This window comes from Pseudoalteromonas sp. P1-9, assembly GCF_001399975.1.
Classification (GTDB): domain Bacteria; phylum Pseudomonadota; class Gammaproteobacteria; order Enterobacterales; family Alteromonadaceae; genus Pseudoalteromonas.
The window spans coordinates 18,451-32,980 of sequence record NZ_LKBD01000045.1 but is presented as its reverse complement, the minus strand read 5'-3'; the positions used below and the strand labels follow the sequence as shown (position 1 = coordinate 32,980).

Genomic DNA, 14,530 nt, shown 5'->3' with positions numbered 1-14,530 from the left:
TAAGATTTATTTTTACGTTTTGTCATTTAACACCTCAATATTAGAACATTGTCCATTATTAAAGTGTCCGGCTCAATTAAACCAGTTCATATCCTATTGCTGTCATCTTGTAACTGCCAAATTTAAAATCTTTTGGAACACCTGGACAATGAGATTCAAAATCATAGAATTTATTTGGGCTTATACCTGAGGGGGTCGTCGGAGCAAAGTAACCCTTTAATAAAATATCCAAATATATCAGGCGTGTAAAGCCTAGCGGTATACTCTATAACACCTTAAGAGATGACCATCAATCTGCAATAGTAATTACTTGAACTGGAAAGTCTAATCTTAGGGCTAAAAAATTTGGGCAGTCTTTTGTGTTCACAAAAAGATATTGCATAACTGTAAGATTACAAAAACTTGCAAGACGATTCATATCAAATTACATACATTATAGTGAATCTTTCATCTGGTTTCGGTTCATTTTAGACTTTTAATTTTAAGCTTCCGACGCCTTACCTATAGCCATATTTTCGCATCTTCCACTAGAAAAGAAAAATAGACCCAACCAGAGTGTTCTTCAGCAAAAGTAAAACAAAGCTTAATAGCCTTTCCAAAATCAAAACTTATTTTATAAGTGTATTTTTTCCTAAAAACTCCAAAAAAAATAGAAAGCCAAAAATCAACTCAAAGCTACCATCACATTGAAGTTAAAACTCGTTAATCAATCTAGAGAGGAATTTCAATGACGACTTTAGCAAAGCAAAATACTGGGAAGATCCAGTTAAGTAATAAACAGAAAAAAGCGGCAACGTTAGCACTCATGTTTCTATCAGCTGGTGCAATTGCCGCGGCCCCAACTGCAGGTGACTTTTTGTATGGTATTTATGCAGAAGTAATTGGTTGGTTAACCGGTGCGCCCGGCATCATCATCTCACTATTCACATTTGGTGTCGCTGCCTTCCAAGGCATCATGAAGCAAAACTACATCAACGCTGGTGGTGCATTTATTATCGCAATGATGTTTGCCAATGCACAAGATGCAATTGAGTACTTCTTAACTGCAGGCTTACCTGTGGCCAGCGGATTGCCAATTTAACTAACGGAGGTTTTAGTGATGAGTAATCCCAATAGTTATCGAGCTAAAAGACATATTAACGACCCTTTGCTAATACTATTCGTGTTTACCAAAGAACAAGTAATCCCCCTATTTTTGGCGGTAGCAATTGGGATGATCATCAAAAAGACATTCATTCTTATCGTATTCGCATCTATTTATATTTATATCACTCAGAAATTAAAAAGTAGATTTCCAAAGTCATATCTACGCCACATGGCTTGGAGTAAAGGGTTGATCATTACCAATCCATCAAAATCTATCGTAGACCCAATTCAAAAAACGTATTTTAGATAGGCAAATAAAATGATGTTCAAAGATTCACAAGTCGGAAAATCTTGGAGTGCAGCTGTTGCATCAGGAAACTTGCAACTCGTTGGAAACTTTTGCTTATCCATAGGCGTTGTTGTTTTGATTATGATGATATTTTTCAAAGAAGCAGAAATAATCGCAGTACCAGAACAGCAAATCTTTGGTGAACTATCAGTTCAAGGTAAAAAAGCTAACCGAAACTATCAACAATCATGGGCGCTCAGCACTGCACAGCTTATCGGTAATATCACACCTGAAAATGTGGAGTTTGTAAAAAGTTCATTGATGAATGTGTTATCTCCACTACTTAAATTCCAAATCGAACCAATGCTTGAAAAGCAGTCCGAAGTCATTCGAATGCGTGGCATTAAGCAAGTGTTTATTGCTGAGGACCTCATCCATGAGCCTTCAACAGACTTAATTACAATCTGGGGTCAAAAGCTCACCTTTATTGACGGTACACCTAAGTCAGATTCGAAATGGTCATATGAATTCAAAATCGAAGTGCGTCATGGCCGACCTCGCATTACTCATATAGATCAATATCCAGGTACACCAAGAAAACGTAAGCAGGCCATGGAAGCACGAAACCAAGCACCGACAGACAATTTATCTTCACAACCCTATTATGACTCGGAACTCGAAATTGCTGTGCTTGAAGCAGCTCAAGATTTGAAAGAGAAAGAGAAAGAGAAACAAGCCGCAAATAAAGGTGAAACTAATGAAAACTAAGCTTATCGCGTTATCACTCTGTTGTGGATTATCAACATTAGCAATTGCAAATGAGAGCCAAGAATCTCCAGCGAAGGATTTTAAATTACCTACACAGCTAATCAATCCTGAGCCGCAACCTGTTTCAAAACAAGATGTGTTCGATTCCGCTGTTCTAAATTCACAGTTCAGCGCTAACGCTGCTGCTATGAAAACATTACCCACAGATAAAGAAGTGCGTCATATCGCAAAAACGACTGAAACGGGTGTGCTTGATGAATCTGATTTTCCGGGGTATGTGGATACTTCACCACTCGTTAAATCAAATACCCCCTACTCTTTCTTGGAAATTGTGAAATCTAAATACAAGCCAACACAAGAATTCAAAGATTTAGAGCCAGGCTCAAATATCGCCATCCCAGTAGCTGCCGGTCTTACAAATCCAATTATTACGAATTTTAAAATGATTGCTGTAAGAACGCATGATGAAGACTCGGTAATGGAATTAGAAGATGGACGTTTATATATCACCATCAACTCCCTTAAACCGGTTGCGTTAATGTTATTTGAAGAAGGCGTGCCAGAGTCAATGGTCAACGTGACTTTGGTGCCTATGGAAGCTATGCCCGTAATCGTGAACCTTGATATCAATCTTTCAAAGGAGATGAAATACAAGGGAAACAAACATCGTATTGACTTAAAAGAGCAAGAAGCCATAGCAAAAGCTGAGCAATCTGAAATTCAACCAAACTTTAAAACAGATACAGCGCGTATCAGCAGAATAAAACAAATCTTAAAACCAGTTGGTCGTGGTGAAATCCCAAGAGGGTTTACATTGTCACACGATGTATCACTCGCGATGAAACAACCTTGTGGTCTTACAATCGAGCAGCGTGTAATGCAGCGTATTGTTGGAACGAGAGAAGTTGTTGATGTTGTACGAGTTAAAAACAACACAACGCGCCCCTATAGCATGCGTGAACAGATGTGTGAAAGCCGTAACGTAATGGCAGTCGCTATCTACAATAAATCGCTATTACAGCCAGGTGAAGCTACTGAGGTTTACATACTCCGCGACAAATCAATTGGTTCAAGTCGCACTATTAAAAACAACTCGCGACCTCGCGTAGTGAATATGTAGGAGAGTCACATGAGTTTTAATTTTAAAGAGCAGTGGGCCGATCCTAAATTCAGAAAGTTTGTAGTTGTATGCCTCATAGGTGTGCTCGCAATCCCGATTTACCACGCCATGTCCAATCGTAAAGAGTTTAAACCGCTTGAAGAGCGTATTGCAGAGCGTAAAGCTGAAGATCGCGTTGATAGCAAAGGCAGAGTAAAAGGCTTATTCGATACCAATGAAATTTCAAATCTTGATCAAGATGAGTTTAACGAGATTTACAAAGAAAGCGCTGATGCTTTGCAAGTGCGTGAACGTCGAATTTATCAAGAAAAAGAAAAAGTATTGGCAATGGTAGAGCAACTTCAAAAAGACCTCGATGCACAGTCACTGGAGTTAAAAAACTTAAAGCGCCAACAAGAAATTAATGCGAAAGCAAAAGCGCCAAGAACACCTTCAAACAGACAGCAGTCAAATGGTCAAAGAAAGAACACTAATCGAAACGCGCAACCTGACAATATGACAGCGTACAACAACGCAATTGAAACCGTTGAGCAAGTTGACCAACGCGTATTCGATAGAACGCCAGCTACATTTGTCACCGCTAAACCTCAAATTGAGGGTAAAGTCATTCGCACTATTACCCAGCGCAGCGTTAGAAGCATCAAGAAAACAGGTGAGATTGAAGAAAAGTCTCATGATGAGTTTCTTATTACACAAAAAGAGCAGACACCTAAAGAAGCAGTAAAGCAACCAAAAAATACAAAGGATGACGGTGGGCTGGTGGATGCTAATGAAGGTACGGTATACCTACCAGCAGGGAGCTTCTTTTCAGGTGTTCTGTTAACAGGCTTAGATGCACCGACTCAGTTAGCTGCGAAGAAATCACCAATGCCTGTAATTATTCGCGTTAAAAAAGAGGCGATTTTACCAAATCACTTCACATTAGATATTCGTGAATGCCATGTAATCGGCCAAGCAATCGGTGACTTATCAAGTGAACGCGCACATATTCGGGCTCAATCTATCACCTGTGTTCGTGAGGATGGTAGAAGTGTGGAAAGCGCCATACAAGCAAATGCAGTGTCAGATTATGATGGCAAATTAGGCATTGCAGGTAGACTTGTTTCAAAAAATGGTAATTTGCTTGCTGGTAGTATGGCTGCAGGGTTTATGAGTGGTATTTCTCAAGCTGTTGCGCCTAGACGCTCACTTTCAGTTAACACAGAACCTGGTGATCAGGATTTATGGCAAACAGTCGATTATGGCTCTGTTGCTGCAGCTGGTGTATTTCAAGGTGCATCAAATGCAATGGATAGATTAGCTGAATATTACATCGAGCTTGCTGAGCAAATACATCCCGTAATCGAGATTTCACCGGGCCGTTCAATTTCATTCGCTGTTATTTCTGGCGCCAAGTTAAAGTTAGGTGATTAATATGAAAATCCTTAGAGAGATAACAAAAATAGTAATCGCAGCGAGTATCGGATTTATTGTGAATATGTATTATACAGATGCACAAATTGAGCGCTATTCATCAGATGCAGTTAGCTACTTATCAAGTATGCCCAAAATTGAAGTGGTAGACATCGAAGCAATCACAAAGACGATGCTTGAAGAAGAAATACCACCAGCAAAAGTCGCAGAATATGTAGAGTTACTAGTGAGAGTGAAAGAAGTAAAAGGAGTATTAGTTATTGATACAAAATCGGTGGTAACTACCCCAAAACTCTCAGTAACACCGACACTGAGTTACTCCGATTTAAAAGCTCAAGCCAAAATTCATGGCATTGAATCTGAACTCGATTATGAAGCGTTGTTAGAAGACTTTAACGGCCAATTTAAATAACAAGCCCAAAAAAAGCGAGATATCTAAATAATGATAGTTTGATATCTCGCACTTTTTATTAAGGCAATCATAATGAAACCAGAAAACTTTGTACTACTAACAGCGAATCAAACAAGCGCTAACAAACCTAAGTTTAACGACTTTATTGGCGGTATAGAGTTGCTTGATACCGTATTCCAACAACGCATAAACTTAGAACTACCAACCGAAGAACATCACAATGATTTAGAGGAAGCTCTGAGTTTCTTGCGTCACCACGGTAACCAACTTTCATCAATGGCTAGCAAATATCAAAAACTTGCTCTATCCAATGAAACGCCAGCTATGTTGCAAAAGTCTATGCTGAGTTCGCAGTAAACATATTAAACTTATCAAAAGTTAGTCGTTAGTTAACGGCTTTTAAAATTAATTTAATCAAAAAAAATACCGAAATTAGCATTAAAAATACACCTCACAACCAATTGCAATGATTAAGCTAGTGAACATCCTTTACCAGCTAATAAATGATTATGAGAAATATTGTTTTAATTTTTGCTGGAGTCGCTTTTCTTTTGTGGCTCTCAAACTTCGACAACAATGCGATCACTGAAAACCTTCAGGTTTACTCAACAGGTTTAGGAAAAGCTGTAACCCTGCTTGTCAGTTTATTTATATCTCTGTCGTTTTATAATTCATTGTGTAAATATCACGGTTCCAAATCAACAGAAGAAAAACCTCAAAACCTACTCCATAACCCGGTTCTTAGAATTACCTTAATTCATATCGCTTTATATGTAGCCCTTATGTCATTTGCACCAACATTTACAGGCTGGATAAGTGAATCTGGTAACAATGTTGCTAATTTCATAATTAAAGCGAAAGGGTGATGGTAATGGCTCGAATAGCTTTATGCCTCTCAGCTTTGTTAGTTACGATATTATTGGTACAAGCCATTTATCAAGGCGATGCTAAGCCAGAATACACAGCAATATTAATTATGCTGTCCCCTATCCCACTTTATGCAGCGCTGCTATATAGTAAGTTAGTCATTTATACTCGTATGACAAAAAGAGCACTTATTGTAGAGATAAGTAAAAACAACATTAACATTCGAAAGATAGGTCACAATATTGACGTCAATGTACAATCAAAATTCTCAAGCAGGTGTAATCTCGTCGCTAGCCATACAGACTTACTTGCAGGTTTTAAGCAAGCATTCCACCAAATAAATGAAATCACTTCTGAACACTGGTTCCATATGAGGCCCATTGTTATTGTCAGACTACCAGAGAAGCAACTAAGTCGAATCAAGCTGAAATACATAAACGATACTGCATTTGAAGCTGGGGCGTTTGATGTTCTGCAAGCGAAGAGCGCAGAGAGTGAAAGCTCGATTAGGCGCAAACTCAGGAATTATATAAATCAGATGTGTGTCTATGGAAAGTGAAAGCCTTTAGACTTCTAAATTATCCACCAGCCAATTTTGGTACCTAAACTCTTCAGTTCGAGGTTTGCCCTTCTTAAGTTTATGTTTAATTTTCTCAAAGCAAATATAACTACCCGCTATATTTAAAGCCCCAACAATATCAGCATGCTGCTCAAAGCCACAGCTTTGACACTGGAATGCATCGCGTGTGATCCGATTTTCTTTGCAAGAGTGACCACACTCAGGGCAGGTTTGAGATGTATATGATGCCCACACCAACGCAGGTTCTGGAAGACCAACACTTTGAAGCTTATATGAGTGTTATATAAAGAAATGTTAAAAATCTCTAATTTGACAATATGTTTGAGTGTTACTATCTTTTTTTTCCATATAAGGATATTAAGGATTATCATGTATAAACTAGGAAATGGGTTAGGGATCTTAGTTGGTTTACTAGGATTCGGGTACGTAGCTTGGGTAACTTTAACAAGACCTGATGCTAATTTCTTGTTGAAACTCAACATCTTTGTTCCATTTGTTGTGATTACACTTTCGCTATGTTTCATAACTTTTGGTGTAGCAAAAACATTCGCTGTATTTAAAGATTTTGTAAAAGTACTAGCTCTAAATAAGGCCTCCAATGAGCCTTTATTTGATAAGATTGCTTCGACTATAACAAGATATTCATATGTTTCTGTTTTTTTATGGATCTTATATTCATCAATTTATGCTTTTGGTTTTGAAGAAATTTCAATAAATAGATTAATTTCTTTTTCTTTAACCGGAATTCTCTACGCTTTTATTCTTTCCGAGCTTTTGATAAGGCCCGCGAAAACAAAAAACTCAATATTAACAAATAAAAGGAATTTAGAATGATCAAAAAACTAAGCTTGTCATTTATAGGGGTTGGTTTTGTCTCGATTGCTATTTTGCTAAGCCATACGACCCTACAGGATGGGATGAATTAAGGATACATGCGCTTAATAATTCACAGTTGTCGGGTTACTTTAGTGGATTTGCAGAGAATAAAATGTATCAACAGAGAGACTACTTTTCTCATAGTCAAATTTCCGATTTAACTGTTGATGTTTACAAATTTTGGGGTGATGTAATATTTGATTCAGAAACAGTTCCGTTGTACGTTGACTTTTTAAGCAATTACAACAGCAAAATTGATCAGCTCATGTACTCTACAGATCAATCAAGAGAAGACGATATTTTTTTGGATACTCAATTATATGATACGGCCCTTGCTATTCTTGATTACCATCGGGGTATTTCAAACTCTTCATTTGAAGCCTTTAAGAATAAGGTTACGATCGAGCTAAATACACTTCACGGGAAAAGCTTTAAAGAAGCTAGCTTACACTTGTTTCCAGATCAAGGTACCTGTACATATGCTCAACAGTTAGCAGGTTATTGCTGATTTTCATATATACCATTGATTAAAATCAATGGTATTTCCTTCTGATTAAATTATTGCGCACTACTTTTTAGTCCTGCATGCATCAATAATATTTTCTTTCTTATATGGCCATATTTCCTCGGCTCTTAGTTTTTCTAGACGGTTTTCAATGTCATCGGGAAGTGTAGATAAAAAGTTAAGCCCCGTGAGTAATTCAATTTCGTCAACACTAGTAAGGTATCTTTTGTGATCATAATGTTTGGAAAAATAGCCAGCTCCAACTTGTGGATAAATAAAAGCTAAAACATCAGGGTTCGGTGATTTTTTATTTTCTTTAACTACAATTTTGTACAAGGCATCAGGGATTGAAACTTCATTGCTTAGATTTAACAGCATCTTCAAGTTCAGCCTTTTTACTTCTAAGTTCTTCAATTTCATCATTGAGATACGCCATTAACGGCTCATTTTGCTTAATGATTTCTGAATGTTTCTCAGCCAATGAGTTCAGATAATTTGATTCTGTTTTTTGTTTTTCAATTTCAGTTATTTCAAAACCTCGTTGCTGTAGAAAATCCAAATCAGCATGCTTTTGATCGATTTGCTTTTGTATATCTCTTTTCTGACTAATCAATCTTGCAACTGCACGCTTTAACGCCCTTTCATTGAGAGTTAAGTCTTGCTCTTTTTTCTCAATACTTTCAATTGATGGTGCCAGTCGTGATAAACACCTATCATTGCCAGCTATTTGCCGTTTCTGCTCTTCAATAATTTTTTCGAGTTTTTTGTTCTCATCTATGAATGAATGCTGCAAGGCTTTTTCATTAACAAAGATACTTTGCCCAATATCGCTGCATACATTTATTGAAAGCCATTTGAAATGCGAACGCATAAAAATTTGCTCTAGTGTCTCATTAGCAATATTTACATCGCTGGGAGTGGAGACTTCAACAACATTGACATTGTTCGCCTTAATAGAAATCCAACTTATCTTCACCGGTTGCATGAGTAACCTTTATTTCAAAGTAAATTGGCTCACCTCGAAAAACTGTTTCAACATCACAACGGTAAGCACTGCTTGGGTAGCAAGTTTCCAATTGACTGCTATAGAGGTTGATTACCACCGTCTTATTGGATGAATATGCTATAGGAATGATGGCTTTCATTTTTTTGCTGTAGCAATCGCTTCAAAGCAAGGTGAAGCTCTGTTTCAGGTCCATAGCTACAATTTTGAAACTTCGCATCGCGTTGATCATGTGAAAAGTGGTGCCTATTCACAGACCCTTTTCGCGCCTCTAACCGAGCACCACAATCAGGACAATAGCATTCACAAGCTAGCCCTGATGGTACATCATCAATATGCACCAAGGTACCAAGGTTATTTCTAGCCAGTATTAATTGAACACTCATGTCTAAACTCCATTACCTACAGAAACACTAATAAACTAAAAGTCCAACCGTTGGACAGATGCGTTTGAGTAAAAAGTCCAACCGTTGGACAGTTGTTCAAGAGGCAAGCTTAATTAAACTTTTTGAATCTGTAGTTTTCTCAACTCTTGATAGTAACGAATTCACATTTTCACCATTAACGCAATCTTCATCACACTTAGTAATATGAAGAGGTTTCTTTACTAAATCCACATTTAATGAATTTGAAAGGTTTTCAGCTGTAGTCTCAACCACTTGCTTTATAGCAATTCCATCAAAGTTTGAGTCAAAATAACAAATTAGATCTTGATTCAGGTACAAGGCTAAATCAGAGTTTGAAGTAGTAACCAAAACAACATTATTTTTCATAGGCACCATTCTTTTCTAGCGTGTTTAAAACTTAGAACAGTGTATTGTCACAAAGTTACATGCGGTGTTATTTTTTTTGTGAATATTCTATTTTTTCTTCACCCGGCTTAATGTGTTGCCTGAAACAATACTCCCGTCTGATTACAGGAGATATGGAAATGGCCAATTCATCAAAAGAATACACAGTTTTATTTACTAGGGATTACTCTATTGTAGTAGAACACGAAGTATATTTTCTTGAAGTAAAAGGTAATGGCAGACCAATCATTCCAAGCTCAATTAAAAAGAACCTTTCTATTTTAGCTGTAATTGAAGGTGCACCAAACATTGTAAATAAACTTGGTGACAGGGAGCTTGAAATATTCAGAGCAGTCTCTTAATCAAGAAAAGGTAAAGCGCTAGCATTGTTCATAATTATTATCATGAAGAGGTGAATATGTCTTTATCATTAAGTTTAATCGCAAGAAAAGCCTTACATGGCGAGTTCTACAACATAAAGTACTTAGACCGACCCATTGATAGGAAGCAAGTTAGCCCCTATTGGCATTTAGGTTTAAGGGATGTGAATGTTACACCTTACCAATTAATAAAGTTGATTAACGATAATAAATGCACTCCAGAAATTCTCGAAGCAATCTTCAAGTTTTACAATCTCAGAGAGAAAATCAAATAATTGAAGAATTGCAAATTAAGCACTAAAATACTGTACATATAAACAGTATTTTAGTGTGTATTATGTTAAGTCCTATTTTACCTTCCACAACCAAAATTGAGTTGTGCGAATTTAAGCCTGCTGGTGGCTTTCCTAATCCTTGTGAGGACTTTTTATCTAAACCTATAAGTTTGGATGAGCTGCTTATCAATCGCCCCTCTTCTACTTTTATGTTTAAGGTGGCTGGCAACAGTATGTTTCCAACAATACCTGAAGACTCAATGATTGTTGTCGATCGTTCTGTAGAAATCCAAAGTGGCAAAATCGTTTTAGCTACAGTAGATGGCCAGTTTGTAGTGAAGGAACTACAAAGAACAAATGGCAAAATTACTTTCCACTCTCACAACAGCGACTACGAAGATATCGAAATCAATTCAACCGAAGAAAACCTTCAGGATGGTGTGGTTTGGGGTGTCGTTACTAGCGTTATTAAGAAATTATAATGCTTTGGGTTCTATGCGACATCAATGCGGCATATGTCTCATTCTGTCAATTATTTAATCCACAATTTAACCTTGAGACAGTACCGCTAGGAGTGCTTTCAACAACCAAGGAAATATTGTTGCTCGAAATCAACCAATGAAAGACCTCGGTGTAAAAATGGGAGAGGCAGCATTTAAAATTAAAAACAACGTATACAAGAATAAAGGGCATCTATGGGGCAGTAATTTCGAATTTTTTGGTGATATGAGCCATCGTTTTCATACTGAATTAGAGTATTTCTTAATTGAGCCTGAGCGCTATAGTGTAGATGAAGCTTTCGGACGAATAGATACGAGCTACACAAAAGATGTAAAAGCATATGCACAAGAAATGCAAAGTACTTTAAAGCGCAATCTTGGACTCGGTTGCGGCATTGGAATCAGTCACACTCGCACGCTTGCTAAAGCAGCTTCCCACTGTGCCAAAATAAAACAGTGGAAACATAAAACGAATGGCGTTGTCTTTCTAGATACTGAAGAGCAAATAAATTACGCACTTGAAAGAATGCAAACAACAGATGTTTGGGGAGTTGGCAGAAAAATTGGTGCAAAACTATCTGAATTAGGTATTCATAATGCGCTTCAACTAAAACAAGCGTGTCCAATTGAAATGAAGTCAAAATTTAATGTCGTTTTAGCAAGAACTATCCAGGAACTAAATAAAATCCCGTCAATTGATTTAAAAGACCCAATGATGGCAAGGGAACAAATATGCGTTTCTAGAAGTATGGGTAAACCAGTTACACAATTTAATGAGTTGAAAGAGTCGATTGCGACTCATATAGCCGTAGCCTCAAAGAAAGCTCGTCAGCAATTAATGTTTGTATCACAAATACAAGTGTTCATTAGCACAAATCCGTTTTCTGATACTAAGCAGTACTCTAAAAGTATAGGGATTGATTTACCCTACCCAACTTCCAAAACGTTGGACTTAACCAATTACGCATTATATGCACTAAAGCACCTCTATAAAGCAGGGTATGAATATAAAAAATCAGGAGTCATTCTCAGCAAATTGGTGTTATCAAATCAGATTCAAACGAATCTATTTGAAGAAAACTCTGACGATGAAGTTAAGTTAAAGCAAACCGAAGTAATGGATAGTATTAATGATAAGTTTGGTAAGGGCGCTATTAGAATAGCTTCTGCAGGATACTCCCATAACTGGAAACCAAAAGATGACCTGGCTCCTCCATCCTACACAACACGATTGGATGAATTAGTTATCGTCAACTAATTGCATACTGACTTTACGCAATACCTGTTTATCGATTGTTTAGCGAGAAAACCCTGTGATCTTTAGTCGCTGGGATGAATCGCTAGCCCTGTTCTTGAATGTATTTCCTAATTGTTTCAGCGCTTGCATTCCCTACCGAACAGGTAAAATAACCGTCAGACCAGAAAGTTTTCTCCTTCCAAAATTGTCTTTTCAAGCTGGGTGCGAAACTCCATATTCTTTGATTGGTCGCTTGTTTAATGTTGCGAACATGCTGGGAAATGCTGTATTTTGGTGAAATTGTCATAAGAATGTGAATATGATCTTTGTCTATTTCAATCTCTTCTACAGCGAAATCAGAGGTTTTAGATAATTCAACGATTGAGACTTTGACGAATTGCCCCAACGCTCCGCAAAGCAATTGCTTTCTATATTTAACAACCAGTATTAAGTGTAATGCTATTAAATATTTGCAGTGTGATTTAGTTTCATATTCCATCTTGACAACCCACTCTTATACAGTAGTCCATACAGTGTATGAAAAAGACGCTCAGATACAATTACAGGCTAAATCCTACGCCAGAACAGGAAGTCAAACTCATTGAGTTTGGCGCGACAGCGCGTGGAATTTGGAACCTGTTGTTGTCCGAAAATATGCGTCGATATGAGTATGATAAAACGTTTTTGTTTTACAAAGACATGGCTTCGCTTCTCAAAGGAATAAAGTCATTCGAAGAGTTCGACTGGATCAAGGCTTTTGATTCAGCGGCGGCTCAGCAAGTAGCTAGAGACCTAGAAACTGCACTAAAAAACGCTTTCTCCAAAGGTCGAGTTCAGCACTTTCCTAAGCACAAAATATCATACAAAAAGAAAAAGCTTCACAATGACTCTTTTCGAGCGGTCAACAATTCGAACTGCATCCGCATAGAAAATGGCGCTATAAGTATTCCAAAAGTCGGCAAAGTGCCGATCGTATTGCATCGTGATCTAGCGAGCAAAATTAAGTCTGTAACCGTTCAGTTTCGCCACGGAAAATGGGAGTGCAGCATCACTCAAGAAGTTGAGTGTAAAACGGCTTTGCGTGTGCTAAATCGCATCACAGGATTTGACATAAACTCGAAACAAACGGTGGTCGGGTCGGATGGCTTTGTTGCCGATAACCCTAAGTTTTTAAAGCATTCAAAAGAGAAGTTAAATCAACTACAGCGTCAGCTTGCACGACGAAAGAAAGGTTCAAATCGCTGGCAGAAAACTAAACAACGCATCAATAAATTGCACGGTAGAATCTCAAGGCAAAGGCTCGACTTTGCGCACAAAATTTCACGACAGATAACCAATGAAAATGACATTTTAGTGTTTGAAGATTTAAACGTAAAAGCGATGCAAAAGTTCAATGGCAGTATGGTCGCCGATAACGTGATGGGCTTAATTACTCAGCTTTCAAAATACAAAGCTGAGCTTGAAGGTAAGCTCTATCATGAGATTGGGCGCTTTGAAAAATCCACTGGCATTTGCGCTGAATGCGGACAGCATCATGTGCTTACATTGAATGATAGATATTTCACCTGCACTGCTTGCGGCACCTATCAAAACCGCGACTTGTCGTCGGCAAAAAGCATCGTTAGAACAGGTGAATTAGATTTGATTGCGGCTGGAATCGTCGCAAGGGTATATCCCATATCTCAGCAGAAACAAGCCATTAAAACGAAAGTCTTCGAGTTGTCGAAGTTGGGTTGTGGATCTGAGAAAAAAGAAGCAGCCTAGCCTCAAAAGCTAGACTGTAGAAGCCCAGTGATCTTTAGTCGCTGGGTAGTTCACATTCATGAGCTATGTCTAAGAAAAGCATCACAAGCATCCCTAAGCCAAACAATAACAAGAAGGCAGATAAGCAGTAAAACAACCCTTCCCCTATTCCTACATTAGCGTATTCAAAAAAACAATATGAGCAAAATATGCTAAGCAAAGCGAGTGAAAACTGAATAGCAAAAAGAAGTGCTAAAGAGTTATCTAACCTAACTGAATATGCGACCTTTAAGAAATTCATAATTTACACCTGAAACTGTTAGTTCAGAACAAATTACAAAAACCATGAAATCGCGCTTTACAGAGATCACTAACTTACCAACTTGAATTTAAAATTTCTCATTTACTGCTAGGAATTGTGATCTGAAATATTGAACAATACGGGTAATAAACGTTTAAAGTCTAAAATCACCAAAACTCAGAAGTAAGATCTATTTTAAATCGCCACAAGAACGCTAATGTAAAAATGGGTTAGTAAAATTCTGCCTCAAGATCCAACCATTGGACAGATGCGCTCAAGCTAAAAAGTCCAACCGTTGGACAATAAACATAAAAAAAGTAAGAAATCAGCATAAAAATGAGGCTTTCAACAAAAGATGCAACTTTAAACTGGCAATAACATAAC

21 protein-coding genes are annotated in these 14,530 nt (G+C 37.6%); 15 read left to right on the top strand and 6 right to left on the bottom strand.

The window, feature by feature from the left end; all coding sequences use genetic code 11:
• The first annotated feature begins 727 nt into the window (after positions 1 to 727).
• The 9 genes from AN214_RS19380 to AN214_RS19340 all read left to right on the top strand — a co-directional run bounded on the left by AN214_RS19380 (position 728) and on the right by AN214_RS19340 (position 6,514).
• Entirely contained in the window at positions 728 to 1,081 is a 354-nt protein-coding gene (locus AN214_RS19380) for a hypothetical protein (protein WP_054981218.1), read from the top strand.
• A gap of 18 nt (positions 1,082 to 1,099) precedes the next feature.
• Complete coding sequence (locus AN214_RS23365) at positions 1,100 to 1,396, top strand: type IV conjugative transfer system protein TraL (protein WP_054981217.1); 297 nt, start codon at positions 1,100 to 1,102, stop codon at positions 1,394 to 1,396.
• Between the two features lie 9 nt (positions 1,397 to 1,405).
• On the top strand, positions 1,406 to 2,143 hold the full coding sequence (locus tag AN214_RS19370; protein WP_054981216.1) for a TraE/TraK family type IV conjugative transfer system protein: 738 nt from the start codon (positions 1,406 to 1,408) through the stop codon (positions 2,141 to 2,143).
• A complete protein-coding gene (locus tag AN214_RS19365) occupies positions 2,133 to 3,263 on the top strand; it encodes a type-F conjugative transfer system secretin TraK (protein ID WP_054981215.1) in 1,131 nt (376 codons plus the stop codon). Before AN214_RS19370 ends, AN214_RS19365 begins: the two co-directional genes overlap by 11 nt.
• Positions 3,264 to 3,272: 9 nt before the next feature.
• Positions 3,273 to 4,676 carry a TraB/VirB10 family protein gene (locus AN214_RS19360; RefSeq protein ID WP_054981214.1) on the top strand — a complete coding sequence of 468 codons (1,404 nt, stop codon included), beginning with the start codon at positions 3,273 to 3,275 and terminating at the stop codon, positions 4,674 to 4,676.
• A gap of 1 nt (position 4,677) precedes the next feature.
• A complete protein-coding gene (locus tag AN214_RS19355; protein ID WP_054981213.1) occupies positions 4,678 to 5,088 on the top strand; it encodes a hypothetical protein in 411 nt (136 codons plus the stop codon).
• A gap of 72 nt (positions 5,089 to 5,160) precedes the next feature.
• On the top strand, positions 5,161 to 5,445 hold the full coding sequence (locus AN214_RS19350) for a hypothetical protein (protein ID WP_054981212.1): 285 nt from the start codon (positions 5,161 to 5,163) through the stop codon (positions 5,443 to 5,445).
• Between the two features lie 152 nt (positions 5,446 to 5,597).
• Positions 5,598 to 5,954 (top strand): hypothetical protein, encoded by a 357-nt coding sequence (locus tag AN214_RS19345; protein WP_152960812.1) that lies wholly within the window; start codon positions 5,598 to 5,600, stop codon positions 5,952 to 5,954.
• Positions 5,955 to 5,959: 5 nt separating this feature from the next.
• On the top strand, positions 5,960 to 6,514 hold the full coding sequence (locus AN214_RS19340) for a hypothetical protein (protein WP_152960811.1): 555 nt from the start codon (positions 5,960 to 5,962) through the stop codon (positions 6,512 to 6,514).
• Between the two features lie 6 nt (positions 6,515 to 6,520).
• On the opposite strand, the gene AN214_RS23360 is transcribed toward AN214_RS19340, so the two are convergent.
• Positions 6,521 to 6,769, bottom strand: a complete 249-nt coding sequence (locus AN214_RS23360) for a zinc ribbon domain-containing protein (protein ID WP_200911147.1) — start codon at positions 6,767 to 6,769, stop codon at positions 6,521 to 6,523.
• Between the two features lie 135 nt (positions 6,770 to 6,904).
• Here AN214_RS23360 and AN214_RS19330 point away from each other — a divergent pair, with 135 nt between their 5' ends.
• A complete protein-coding gene (locus AN214_RS19330) occupies positions 6,905 to 7,369 on the top strand; it encodes a hypothetical protein (RefSeq protein WP_054981208.1) in 465 nt (154 codons plus the stop codon).
• A gap of 154 nt (positions 7,370 to 7,523) precedes the next feature.
• The gene (locus AN214_RS19325; RefSeq protein WP_054981207.1) at positions 7,524 to 7,919 is read left to right on the top strand and encodes a hypothetical protein; all 396 of its coding nucleotides are present in this window, start codon (positions 7,524 to 7,526) and stop codon (positions 7,917 to 7,919) included.
• 60 nt (positions 7,920 to 7,979) lie between these two features.
• Here AN214_RS19325 and AN214_RS19320 read toward each other — a convergent pair whose 3' ends face one another.
• The 4 genes from AN214_RS19320 to AN214_RS19310 all read right to left on the bottom strand — a co-directional run bounded on the left by AN214_RS19320 (position 7,980) and on the right by AN214_RS19310 (position 9,692).
• Entirely contained in the window at positions 7,980 to 8,294 is a 315-nt protein-coding gene (locus AN214_RS19320) for a DNA/RNA non-specific endonuclease (RefSeq protein WP_054981206.1), read from the bottom strand.
• On the bottom strand, positions 8,272 to 8,901 hold the full coding sequence (locus AN214_RS19315) for a hypothetical protein (protein ID WP_054981205.1): 630 nt from the start codon (positions 8,899 to 8,901) through the stop codon (positions 8,272 to 8,274). Before AN214_RS19315 ends, AN214_RS19320 begins: the two co-directional genes overlap by 23 nt.
• Before the next feature lie 122 nt (positions 8,902 to 9,023).
• Positions 9,024 to 9,305, bottom strand: a complete 282-nt coding sequence (locus tag AN214_RS23355) for a competence protein CoiA family protein (protein WP_152960810.1) — start codon at positions 9,303 to 9,305, stop codon at positions 9,024 to 9,026.
• A gap of 96 nt (positions 9,306 to 9,401) precedes the next feature.
• Positions 9,402 to 9,692: a hypothetical protein gene (locus AN214_RS19310; protein WP_054981204.1), complete on the bottom strand. Its 291-nt coding sequence runs from the start codon at positions 9,690 to 9,692 to the stop codon at positions 9,402 to 9,404.
• A 158-nt stretch (positions 9,693 to 9,850) separates the two neighbouring features.
• On the opposite strand from AN214_RS19310, the gene AN214_RS19305 reads away from it, so the two are divergent.
• From AN214_RS19305 to AN214_RS19290, 3 genes are all read left to right on the top strand, one after another.
• A complete protein-coding gene (locus AN214_RS19305; RefSeq protein ID WP_054981203.1) occupies positions 9,851 to 10,072 on the top strand; it encodes a DUF2375 family protein in 222 nt (73 codons plus the stop codon).
• 355 nt (positions 10,073 to 10,427) lie between these two features.
• Positions 10,428 to 10,847 carry a LexA family transcriptional regulator gene (locus AN214_RS19295; protein WP_054981201.1) on the top strand — a complete coding sequence of 140 codons (420 nt, stop codon included), beginning with the start codon at positions 10,428 to 10,430 and terminating at the stop codon, positions 10,845 to 10,847.
• Between the two features lie 115 nt (positions 10,848 to 10,962).
• Positions 10,963 to 12,123: a DUF4113 domain-containing protein gene (locus AN214_RS19290; RefSeq protein WP_268795518.1), complete on the top strand. Its 1,161-nt coding sequence runs from the start codon at positions 10,963 to 10,965 to the stop codon at positions 12,121 to 12,123.
• A gap of 82 nt (positions 12,124 to 12,205) precedes the next feature.
• Here AN214_RS19290 and tnpA read toward each other — a convergent pair whose 3' ends face one another.
• Positions 12,206 to 12,601 (bottom strand): IS200/IS605 family transposase, encoded by a 396-nt coding sequence (gene tnpA / locus AN214_RS19285; RefSeq protein WP_054981199.1) that lies wholly within the window; start codon positions 12,599 to 12,601, stop codon positions 12,206 to 12,208.
• Between the two features lie 38 nt (positions 12,602 to 12,639).
• Between tnpA and AN214_RS19280 the strand changes: the two genes are divergently transcribed.
• Entirely contained in the window at positions 12,640 to 13,866 is a 1,227-nt protein-coding gene (locus AN214_RS19280; protein ID WP_054981198.1) for an RNA-guided endonuclease TnpB family protein, read from the top strand.
• Positions 13,867 to 14,530 lie beyond the last annotated feature (664 nt).

Bases quoted from the DNA above. Each gene is read 5' to 3' on its own strand.
- AN214_RS19305 (WP_054981203.1), top strand. From the start codon at position 9,851: ATGGCCAATTCATCAAAAGAATACACAGTTTTATTTACTAGGGATTAC.
- AN214_RS19380 (WP_054981218.1), top strand. From the start codon at position 728: ATGACGACTTTAGCAAAGCAAAATACTGGGAAGATCCAGTTAAGTAAT.
- tnpA (WP_054981199.1), bottom strand. From the start codon at position 12,601: ATGGAATATGAAACTAAATCACACTGCAAATATTTAATAGCATTACAC.
- AN214_RS19325 (WP_054981207.1), top strand. From the start codon at position 7,524: ATGTATCAACAGAGAGACTACTTTTCTCATAGTCAAATTTCCGATTTA.
- AN214_RS19295 (WP_054981201.1), top strand. From the start codon at position 10,428: ATGTTAAGTCCTATTTTACCTTCCACAACCAAAATTGAGTTGTGCGAA.
- AN214_RS19340 (WP_152960811.1), top strand. From the start codon at position 5,960: ATGGCTCGAATAGCTTTATGCCTCTCAGCTTTGTTAGTTACGATATTA.
- AN214_RS19350 (WP_054981212.1), top strand. From the start codon at position 5,161: ATGAAACCAGAAAACTTTGTACTACTAACAGCGAATCAAACAAGCGCT.
- AN214_RS19355 (WP_054981213.1), top strand. From the start codon at position 4,678: ATGAAAATCCTTAGAGAGATAACAAAAATAGTAATCGCAGCGAGTATC.
- AN214_RS19370 (WP_054981216.1), top strand. From the start codon at position 1,406: ATGATGTTCAAAGATTCACAAGTCGGAAAATCTTGGAGTGCAGCTGTT.
- AN214_RS19330 (WP_054981208.1), top strand. From the start codon at position 6,905: ATGTATAAACTAGGAAATGGGTTAGGGATCTTAGTTGGTTTACTAGGA.
- AN214_RS19280 (WP_054981198.1), top strand. From the start codon at position 12,640: ATGAAAAAGACGCTCAGATACAATTACAGGCTAAATCCTACGCCAGAA.
- AN214_RS19365 (WP_054981215.1), top strand. From the start codon at position 2,133: ATGAAAACTAAGCTTATCGCGTTATCACTCTGTTGTGGATTATCAACA.
- AN214_RS19315 (WP_054981205.1), bottom strand. From the start codon at position 8,901: ATGCAACCGGTGAAGATAAGTTGGATTTCTATTAAGGCGAACAATGTC.
- AN214_RS23355 (WP_152960810.1), bottom strand. From the start codon at position 9,305: ATGAGTGTTCAATTAATACTGGCTAGAAATAACCTTGGTACCTTGGTG.
- AN214_RS19360 (WP_054981214.1), top strand. From the start codon at position 3,273: ATGAGTTTTAATTTTAAAGAGCAGTGGGCCGATCCTAAATTCAGAAAG.
- AN214_RS23365 (WP_054981217.1), top strand. From the start codon at position 1,100: ATGAGTAATCCCAATAGTTATCGAGCTAAAAGACATATTAACGACCCT.
- AN214_RS19345 (WP_152960812.1), top strand. From the start codon at position 5,598: ATGAGAAATATTGTTTTAATTTTTGCTGGAGTCGCTTTTCTTTTGTGG.
- AN214_RS19320 (WP_054981206.1), bottom strand. From the start codon at position 8,294: ATGCTGTTAAATCTAAGCAATGAAGTTTCAATCCCTGATGCCTTGTAC.
- AN214_RS19310 (WP_054981204.1), bottom strand. From the start codon at position 9,692: ATGAAAAATAATGTTGTTTTGGTTACTACTTCAAACTCTGATTTAGCC.